This window comes from Bacillus sp. L381, from assembly GCF_030284525.1.
Taxonomy (GTDB): domain Bacteria; phylum Bacillota; class Bacilli; order Bacillales; family Bacillaceae; genus Bacillus; species Bacillus amyloliquefaciens.
The window spans coordinates 1-10,000 of sequence record NZ_CP127224.1; the positions used below are offsets into that span (position 1 = coordinate 1).

The window sequence follows — 10,000 nt, forward strand, 5'->3', positions numbered from 1 at the left end:
ATGGAGAATATATTGGATCTTTGGAATCAAGCTTTAGCTCAAATTGAGAAAAAGCTGAGCAAACCGAGCTTCGAAACTTGGATGAAGTCGACGAAAGCCCATTCGCTGCAAGGAGATACCTTAACCATCACCGCTCCCAATGAATTTGCCAGAGACTGGCTGGAGTCCAGGTACTTACACCTCATTGCAGATACCATATATGAATTAACCGGGGAAGAATTGAGCGTTAAATTTGTCATTCCTCAAAATCAGGATGAAGAAAACTTTATGCCGAAACCTCAAGTGAAAAAAGCGGCAAAAGAGGAACCGTCTGATTTTCCCCAAAGCATGCTCAACCCGAAATATACATTTGACACATTTGTCATCGGATCGGGAAACCGATTCGCCCATGCAGCATCACTGGCTGTGGCGGAAGCACCCGCTAAAGCGTACAACCCTTTATTTATTTACGGGGGAGTCGGCTTAGGAAAAACCCACTTAATGCACGCAATCGGCCATTATGTCATTGATCATAATCCTTCAGCCAAAGTGGTGTACCTGTCTTCTGAAAAATTCACAAATGAATTCATCAACTCAATCCGCGACAATAAAGCCGTTGATTTTCGCAACCGCTACCGGAATGTTGATGTACTTTTGATAGATGATATTCAATTTTTAGCCGGAAAAGAACAAACACAGGAAGAGTTTTTCCATACATTCAACACGCTTCATGAAGAAAGCAAACAAATCGTGATTTCAAGCGACAGACCGCCAAAAGAGATTCCGACCCTTGAAGACCGGCTGCGTTCGCGGTTCGAATGGGGGCTGATTACGGATATCACTCCGCCGGATCTGGAAACGCGAATTGCCATCCTGAGAAAGAAAGCGAAGGCGGAAGGCCTTGATATTCCTAATGAGGTCATGCTTTACATCGCGAATCAAATTGACAGCAACATCCGCGAACTGGAAGGGGCACTAATCCGGGTTGTTGCCTATTCATCTTTAATCAATAAAGACATTAATGCGGATCTGGCTGCTGAAGCATTGAAAGATATTATTCCGTCTTCAAAGCCGAAGGTCATTACGATAAAAGAGATTCAGCGGATTGTCGGACAGCAGTTCAACATTAAGCTTGAAGATTTCAAAGCGAAAAAGCGTACAAAATCCGTCGCGTTCCCAAGACAGATTGCGATGTATCTTTCCAGAGAAATGACGGATTCTTCTTTGCCCAAAATCGGGGAAGAATTTGGCGGGAGAGACCATACAACCGTCATTCACGCTCATGAAAAGATTTCAAAACTGCTGATTGATGACGAGCAGCTTCAGCAGCAGGTGAAAGAAATAAAAGAACAGCTTAAATAATAGAGCCCTCGGATAAATCGGGGAAAGTGTGAATAACTTTTCTATAGCCATGCACAGTCTGTCCACATGTGGATAGGCTGTGTTTCCTGTCTTTTTCACAACTTATCCACAAATCCACAGGCCCTACTATTACTACTGCTATTTTAAAAATATATTAATTATATTATCCGTTAGGAGGATAAACATGAAATTTACGATTCAAAAAGATCGTTTAGTCGAAAGTGTACAAGACGTTCTAAAAGCTGTTTCATCCAGAACAACAATTCCCATTCTTACCGGTATTAAGATCGTAGCCTCAGATGAAGGAGTGTCGTTTACAGGAAGCGACTCTGATATTTCAATCGAGTCATTCATTCCAAAAGAAGATGATGATAAGGAAATCGTGACGATCGATCAGCCGGGAAGTATCGTGCTGCAGGCCCGTTTCTTCAGTGAAATCGTTAAAAAACTGCCGATGGCGACTGTTGAAATCGAAGTTCAAAATCAATATTTAACGATTATCCGCTCCGGAAAAGCCGAATTTAATTTAAACGGCCTTGATGCAGATGAATATCCTCATCTTCCGCAAATCGAAGAGCATCATGCCATTCAGATTCCGACGGACCTTTTGAAAAACCTAATCCGTCAAACCGTGTTCGCTGTGTCCGCCTCAGAAACACGCCCTATCTTGACAGGTGTAAACTGGAAAGTGGAAAACGGTGAATTATTATGCACTGCCACGGATAGCCATCGACTCGCTTTAAGAAAGGCGAAGCTTGATATTCCGGAAGACAGCTCTTACAACGTCGTCATCCCTGGTAAAAGCTTAACCGAGCTGAGCAAAATTCTTGATGACAATCAAGAACTGGTGGATATCGTCATTACAGAAACGCAAGTTCTGTTTAAAGCGAAAAACGTGTTGTTCTTCTCAAGGCTGCTTGACGGAAATTATCCGGACACAACCAGCTTAATTCCGCAGGAAAGCAAAACAGAAATCGTCGTGAACACGAAGGAATTTTTACAGGCGATAGACCGTGCTTCTTTATTGGCGAGAGAAGGCCGCAATAACGTTGTGAAGCTTTCTGCCAAACCGGCGGACTCGCTTGAGATTTCATCAAACTCTCCGGAAATCGGGAAAGTAGTCGAAGCTGTGCTGGCTGACCAGATTGACGGTGAGGAATTAAATATTTCATTCAGTCCAAAATATATGATGGACGCACTGAAAGTACTTGAAGGAGCGGAGATCCGTATCAGCTTTACGGGAGCGATGAGACCGTTTCTTATCCGTACGCCGAATGATGAAACCATCGTTCAGCTCATCCTTCCGGTCAGAACGTATTAATCCAAACAGAATGTGCTGCCGGCTAATGTTCGGCAGCTTTTCTGTTCATCAGCCGCTCCCTCAAGCAAGTTTTCCCTTTCCTTATTTCAGGATTTTTTAGTACAATTAGATATTAGTGATATTTGAAAGAGGTCGATATTATGGCAAATCCGATTTCGATTGATACAGAAATGATTACGCTTGGCCAGTTTTTAAAATTAGCGGACGTGATTCAGTCCGGCGGTATGGCGAAATGGTTTCTGAGCGAGCATGAGGTGACTGTCAACAATGAACCTGACAATCGCCGCGGCAGAAAACTTTATGTTGGAGACGTGGTCGCGATTGAAGGATTTGGTTCATTTCAAGTCGTCAATTAAAGCGGGTGACAGCGGTTGTATATCCAAAATTTAGAATTAACATCCTACCGTAATTATGAGCGCGCTGAGCTTCAATTCGAAAACAAGGTGAATGTGATCATCGGGGAAAATGCCCAAGGCAAAACCAATCTGATGGAAGCCATCTATGTTCTTTCGATGGCAAAATCGCACCGCACCTCAAATGATAAAGAACTTATACGGTGGGACGAAGACTATGCTAAAATAGAAGGAAGAGTGATGAAGCGCAACGGGGACATCCCGATGCAGCTGGTCATCTCCAAAAAAGGTAAAAAGGGCAAAGTCAATCATATAGAGCAGCAAAAACTCAGTCAGTATGTCGGAGCGCTGAACACCATTATGTTTGCCCCCGAGGACTTAAATCTCGTTAAAGGCAGCCCTCAGGTGAGGAGGAGATTTCTTGATATGGAGATCGGGCAGGTATCTGCCGTTTATCTGTATGATTTATCTCTTTATCAAAAAATCCTTTCCCAGCGGAATCATTTTCTGAAACAGCTGCAAAGCCGGAAACAGACTGACCGGACCATGCTTGACGTTCTCACTGATCAGCTGATTGAAGCTGCCGCGAAAGTTGTCGCCAAACGTCTGCAGTTTACGGCACAGCTTGAAAAATGGGCGCAGCCGATCCATTCCGGTATTTCCCGGGGACTTGAGGAACTGACGCTTAAGTATCACACGGCGCTTGATGTATCAGATCCCAAAGATTTGTCGAAAATAGGTAACAGCTACCAGGAGTCTTTTTCGAAATTAAAAGAAAAAGAAATAGAACGAGGCGTCACATTATTCGGGCCGCATCGGGATGATGTCCTTTTTTATGTGAACGGACGCGATGTGCAGACTTACGGTTCGCAGGGACAGCAGCGTACGACGGCTTTGTCTTTGAAGCTGGCCGAAATAGATTTAATTCATGAAGAAATCGGAGAATATCCCATTTTACTTTTGGATGATGTACTAAGCGAGCTGGATGATTACCGCCAGTCCCATTTGCTTCATACAATCCAAGGCCGTGTGCAGACATTTGTCACCACAACGAGTGTGGATGGCATTGACCACGAAACCTTACATCAAGCAGGAATGTTCCGTGTGGAAAACGGTGCGTTAGTGAAGTGAAGAAATGAGGTGAGCGATTGTATATTCATTTAGGTGACGACTTTGTCGTTTCAACACGCGATATCGTCGGCATTTTTGACTGCAAGGTCAATGTATCGCCGATCGTTGAAGAATTTCTGGACAGACAGAAAGAGAAAGTAGTGCCGTCCGTAAACGGCACACCAAAGTCTATCGTAGTCACGACTGAGAATATATATTACTCTCCCTTATCTTCCGGCACACTGAAGAAACGTGCGCAATTTATGTTAGAAATAGATTCTTAGCGGATCTTTACAATGAATATATCGTTTAAGAAAAGTGTAGGTGAATGTGCATGGCTATGGAACAGCAGCAAAATAGTTATGATGAGAATCAGATACAGGTATTAGAAGGTTTGGAAGCTGTTCGAAAGAGACCGGGGATGTACATCGGATCAACTAACAGCAAAGGCCTTCACCATTTGGTATGGGAAATCGTCGACAACAGTATTGACGAAGCCCTGGCCGGTTATTGTACAGATATTAACATCGAGATTGAAAAAGATAACAGCATTACCGTAAAAGACAACGGGCGCGGAATTCCGGTCGGTATTCAAGAGAAAATGGGCCGTCCTGCGGTTGAAGTCATCATGACCGTTCTTCACGCAGGCGGAAAATTTGACGGAAGCGGATATAAAGTATCCGGCGGTCTTCACGGTGTTGGGGCGTCTGTCGTAAACGCCTTATCGACCACTCTTGACGTAACGGTTCATCGTGACGGGAAAATCCATTATCAGGCGTATGAACGCGGTGTACCGGTGGCCGATCTTGAAGTGATCGGTGATACTGATAAGACCGGAACGATTACGCACTTTGTTCCTGATCCGGAAATTTTCAAAGAAACAACCGTATACGACTATGATCTGCTTTCAAACCGTGTCCGAGAATTGGCCTTCCTGACAAAGGGCGTCAACATCACGATTGAAGACAAACGTGAAGGACAAGAACGGAAAAACGAGTACCACTACGAAGGCGGAATCAAAAGCTACGTTGAGTACTTAAACCGTTCCAAAGAAGTCGTTCATGAAGAGCCGATTTATATCGAAGGCGAGAAAGACGGCATAACGGTTGAAGTTGCATTGCAATACAACGACAGCTATACAAGCAACATTTATTCTTTCACGAATAACATCAACACATATGAAGGCGGCACGCATGAAGCCGGATTTAAAACCGGTTTAACCCGTGTCATAAACGACTATGCAAGAAGAAAAGGGATTTTCAAAGAAAATGATCCGAATCTGAGCGGTGATGATGTGAGAGAAGGGCTGACTGCCATCATTTCAATTAAGCACCCTGACCCGCAATTCGAAGGGCAGACGAAAACGAAGCTCGGCAACTCCGAAGCGAGAACGATTACTGATACGCTGTTTTCTTCCGCACTGGAGACATTCCTTCTTGAAAATCCGGACTCAGCCCGCAAAATCGTTGAAAAAGGCTTAATGGCCGCAAGAGCGCGGATGGCGGCGAAAAAAGCGCGGGAATTGACCCGGCGTAAAAGCGCACTTGAGATTTCCAACCTGCCGGGTAAACTGGCGGACTGTTCTTCTAAAGATCCGAGCATTTCCGAGCTGTATATCGTAGAGGGTGACTCTGCGGGCGGATCAGCGAAACAGGGACGGGACCGTCATTTCCAAGCCATTCTGCCGCTGCGCGGTAAGATTCTGAACGTCGAGAAAGCAAGACTTGATAAGATTCTCTCAAACAATGAGGTCAGATCAATGATTACGGCTCTCGGGACAGGAATCGGAGAAGACTTTAATCTTGAAAAAGCGCGTTATCATAAGGTGGTCATCATGACGGATGCCGATGTTGACGGCGCTCACATCAGAACACTTTTATTAACGTTCTTCTACAGATACATGCGGGAAATTATTGAAAACGGCTATGTCTACATTGCCCAGCCGCCGCTTTACAAAGTGCAGCAGGGAAAACGGGTGGAATACGCTTATAACGATAAGCAGCTTGATGAGCTTTTAAAAGAGCTTCCGCAATCACCCAAGCCCGGCCTCCAGCGTTATAAAGGTCTCGGGGAAATGAACGCGACTCAGCTTTGGGAAACGACAATGGATCCGGCGACCAGGACGCTTCTGCAGGTCAATCTTGAAGATGCGATGGACGCTGACGAGACTTTTGAAATGCTGATGGGTGACAAAGTAGAACCGCGCAGAAACTTCATAGAAGCAAACGCCAGATACGTGAAAAACCTTGATATTTAACCATGAAAGCCTTATTTTCGTTAAGAAATAAGGCTTTTTTCTCAAAGCGGCTTCAAACAGTCTCTGAAAACCCGCAAAACCCGTATATTCTACTAAATTAATGTGTATAAACACAAGTTTATTGATATAATGGAGAATAGTGAAATCGTATTGAAGATCATAATGGACAATCTACTCCCACATTATTTCATGTGATACTTCAGGGAGGTTTTTTTAATGAGTGAACAAAACACACCACAAGTACGTGAAGTCAATATCAGTCAGGAAATGCGGACATCCTTCCTGGACTACGCAATGAGCGTTATCGTATCCCGGGCGCTTCCGGATGTGCGTGACGGTCTGAAGCCGGTTCACAGACGGATTTTATACGCAATGAATGATTTAGGCATGACCAGTGACAAGCCATATAAAAAATCTGCCCGTATCGTCGGTGAAGTTATCGGTAAGTACCACCCGCACGGTGATTCCGCGGTTTACGAATCAATGGTCAGAATGGCGCAGGATTTTAACTACCGCTACATGCTTGTTGACGGACACGGCAATTTCGGTTCGGTAGACGGCGACTCAGCGGCTGCGATGCGTTATACAGAAGCGAGAATGTCAAAAATCGCAATGGAAATTCTGCGTGACATTACGAAAGACACGATTGACTATCAAGACAACTATGACGGTTCAGAAAGAGAACCAGCCGTCATGCCTTCAAGATTTCCGAACCTGCTCGTGAACGGGGCTGCCGGTATTGCGGTCGGAATGGCGACAAACATTCCTCCGCATCAGCTTGGGGAAGTCATTGACGGCGTGCTTGCCGTAAGTGAAAATCCAGAGATTACAATCCAAGAGCTGATGGAATACATCCCGGGCCCGGATTTTCCGACGGCCGGCCAGATTTTAGGCCGGAGCGGCATCCGCAAGGCATATGAATCCGGACGGGGATCCATTACGATCCGGGCTAAGGCTGAAATCGAACAGACATCATCGGGAAAAGAAAGAATTATTGTCACGGAACTTCCTTATCAGGTGAACAAGGCGAGATTAATTGAAAAAATCGCAGACCTTGTCCGGGACAAAAAAATCGAAGGAATTACCGATCTGCGTGACGAATCCGACCGTAACGGAATGAGAGTCGTCATTGAGATCCGCCGTGACGCCAATGCTCACGTCATTTTGAATAACCTGTACAAACAAACGGCTCTGCAGACGTCTTTCGGAATCAACCTGCTGGCGCTCGTTGACGGACAGCCGAAGGTACTGAACCTGAAACAATGTCTGGAGCATTATCTTGATCACCAAAAGGTTGTCATTCGACGCAGAACGGCTTACGAACTTCGTAAAGCGGAAGCGAGAGCTCACATTCTGGAAGGGTTAAGAATTGCTCTCGATCATTTAGACGCGGTGATTTCTCTCATCCGTAATTCTCAGACGGCTGAAATTGCGAGAACGGGTTTAATCGAACAATTCTCACTGACTGAAAAACAAGCGCAAGCCATTCTGGATATGCGTCTTCAGCGATTAACCGGTCTGGAGCGCGAAAAGATTGAAGAAGAATATCAATCACTTGTTGCGCTTATCGCCGAGCTGAAAGATATTTTAGCCAATGAAGAAAGAGTGCTCGAAATCATCCGTGAAGAACTCAATGAAATCAAAGAGCGGTTCAATGATGAGAGACGCACTGAAATCGTGACGTCCGGTCTTGAAACAATTGAAGATGAAGATCTCATCGAGAGAGAAAACATCGTCATCACGCTGACCCATAACGGCTATGTTAAACGCCTCCCAGCGTCCACATACCGCAGTCAAAAACGAGGCGGAAAAGGCGTACAGGGAATGGGCACGAATGAAGATGACTTTGTAGAACACTTAATTTCTACATCAACGCACGATACGATTCTGTTCTTCTCTAATAAAGGGAAGGTATACCGTTCTAAAGGGTATGAAATCCCTGAATACGGTCGTACGGCAAAAGGCATTCCGATTATTAACCTTCTAGAAGTTGAAAAAGGCGAATGGATTAATGCCATTATTCCGGTCAGCACATTTGATGAGGAGCTTTATCTCTTCTTTACGACCAAACAAGGGATATCGAAACGTACGGCACTGTCCCAGTTTGCGAATATACGGAATAACGGGCTGATCGCTCTGGGTCTTCGGGAAGACGATGAACTGATGGCCGTCCGTTTGACTGACGGCAAGAAACAAATCATCATCGGAACGAAGAACGGTTTGCTGATCCGTTTCCCGGAAGAAGATGTAAGACAAATGGGACGCACAGCTGCAGGTGTTAAAGGCATCACGCTGACAGACGACGATGTCGTTGTAGGCATGGAGATTCTCGAAGAAGACTCCCATGTCCTCATAGTGACAGAAAACGGCTACGGCAAACGCACGCCGGCTTCAGAATACAGAGTCCAAAGCCGGGGCGGAAAAGGCCTTAAAACATGTAAAATTACTGACAGTAACGGTCCGCTAGTAACAGTTAAAGCCACAAGAGGCGAAGAAGACTTAATGATCATTACGGCAAGCGGCGTGTTAATCAGAATGGATATTAATGATATCTCCACTACGGGACGCGTAACACAAGGCGTCCGTCTGATCCGCATGTCTGATCAAGAGCACGTGGCCACTGTTGCGCTCGTGGAAAAGAATGAAGAAGAGCCGGAAGAAACGGAAGAAGTATAAACGAAAAAGCGCAGCTGTAACAGGCTGCGCTTTTACTATATAAAGAAATAAAAAAAGCTTTGACACATAGCGATGATGCTGATATAATTCTTTTTGTTGTCTTTTCAATAGAAAGGCAAGCCTAGCGAAAATATTTTTTAAAAAAGTATTGACCTAGCAAACTGAAAATGTTATGATTAAGAGGTCGCTTCGAGAGGGGCAACAAAGTTCTTTGAAAACTAAACAAGACAAAACGTACCTGTTAATTCAAAGTTTTAAATAAATCGCACAGCGATGTGCGTAGTCAGTCAAACTACTTTATCGGAGAGTTTGATCCTGGCTCAGGACGAACGCTGGCGGCGTGCCTAATACATGCAAGTCGAGCGGACAGATGGGAGCTTGCTCCCTGATGTTAGCGGCGGACGGGTGAGTAACACGTGGGTAACCTGCCTGTAAGACTGGGATAACTCCGGGAAACCGGGGCTAATACCGGATGCTTGTTTGAACCGCATGGTTCAGACATAAAAGGTGGCTTCGGCTACCACTTACAGATGGACCCGCGGCGCATTAGCTAGTTGGTGAGGTAACGGCTCACCAAGGCGACGATGCGTAGCCGACCTGAGAGGGTGATCGGCCACACTGGGACTGAGACACGGCCCAGACTCCTACGGGAGGCAGCAGTAGGGAATCTTCCGCAATGGACGAAAGTCTGACGGAGCAACGCCGCGTGAGTGATGAAGGTTTTCGGATCGTAAAGCTCTGTTGTTAGGGAAGAACAAGTGCCGTTCAAATAGGGCGGCACCTTGACGGTACCTAACCAGAAAGCCACGGCTAACTACGTGCCAGCAGCCGCGGTAATACGTAGGTGGCAAGCGTTGTCCGGAATTATTGGGCGTAAAGGGCTCGCAGGCGGTTTCTTAAGTCTGATGTGAAAGCCCCCGGCTCAACCGGGGAGGGTCATTG

The 10,000-nt window shown here is 45.5% G+C and carries 7 protein-coding genes and 1 rRNA gene (1 of these 8 cut by a window edge); all 8 read left to right on the plus strand.

The annotated features are described in order from the left end of the window. Entirely contained in the window at positions 1 to 1,341 is a 1,341-nt protein-coding gene (gene dnaA, locus QRX25_RS00005; RefSeq protein ID WP_013350722.1) for a chromosomal replication initiator protein DnaA, read from the plus strand. 184 nt (positions 1,342 to 1,525) lie between these two features. Then, complete coding sequence (gene dnaN / locus QRX25_RS00010) at positions 1,526 to 2,662, plus strand: DNA polymerase III subunit beta (RefSeq protein WP_065980508.1); 1,137 nt, start codon at positions 1,526 to 1,528, stop codon at positions 2,660 to 2,662. A 140-nt stretch (positions 2,663 to 2,802) separates the two neighbouring features. Further along, complete coding sequence (gene rlbA / locus QRX25_RS00015) at positions 2,803 to 3,018, plus strand: ribosome maturation protein RlbA (protein WP_004392910.1); 216 nt, start codon at positions 2,803 to 2,805, stop codon at positions 3,016 to 3,018. Positions 3,019 to 3,033: 15 nt separating this feature from the next. Further along, a complete protein-coding gene (recF, locus tag QRX25_RS00020) occupies positions 3,034 to 4,146 on the plus strand; it encodes a DNA replication/repair protein RecF (RefSeq protein ID WP_013350724.1) in 1,113 nt (370 codons plus the stop codon). Between the two features lie 17 nt (positions 4,147 to 4,163). After that, complete coding sequence (remB, locus tag QRX25_RS00025) at positions 4,164 to 4,409, plus strand: extracellular matrix regulator RemB (protein WP_004392908.1); 246 nt, start codon at positions 4,164 to 4,166, stop codon at positions 4,407 to 4,409. A gap of 56 nt (positions 4,410 to 4,465) precedes the next feature. After that, entirely contained in the window at positions 4,466 to 6,382 is a 1,917-nt protein-coding gene (gene gyrB, locus QRX25_RS00030) for a DNA topoisomerase (ATP-hydrolyzing) subunit B (protein WP_014720600.1), read from the plus strand. A 216-nt stretch (positions 6,383 to 6,598) separates the two neighbouring features. Continuing rightward, positions 6,599 to 9,058, plus strand: a complete 2,460-nt coding sequence (gene gyrA / locus QRX25_RS00035; protein ID WP_212100024.1) for a DNA gyrase subunit A — start codon at positions 6,599 to 6,601, stop codon at positions 9,056 to 9,058. Positions 9,059 to 9,355: 297 nt separating this feature from the next. Then, a 16S ribosomal RNA gene (locus tag QRX25_RS00040) occupies positions 9,356 to 10,000 on the plus strand (it continues 905 nt past the right edge of the window).

Bases quoted from the DNA above. Each gene is read 5' to 3' on its own strand.
- dnaA (WP_013350722.1), top strand. From the start codon at position 1: ATGGAGAATATATTGGATCTTTGGAATCAAGCTTTAGCTCAAATTGAG.
- rlbA (WP_004392910.1), top strand. From the start codon at position 2,803: ATGGCAAATCCGATTTCGATTGATACAGAAATGATTACGCTTGGCCAG.
- gyrA (WP_212100024.1), top strand. From the start codon at position 6,599: ATGAGTGAACAAAACACACCACAAGTACGTGAAGTCAATATCAGTCAG.
- dnaN (WP_065980508.1), top strand. From the start codon at position 1,526: ATGAAATTTACGATTCAAAAAGATCGTTTAGTCGAAAGTGTACAAGAC.
- gyrB (WP_014720600.1), top strand. From the start codon at position 4,466: ATGGAACAGCAGCAAAATAGTTATGATGAGAATCAGATACAGGTATTA.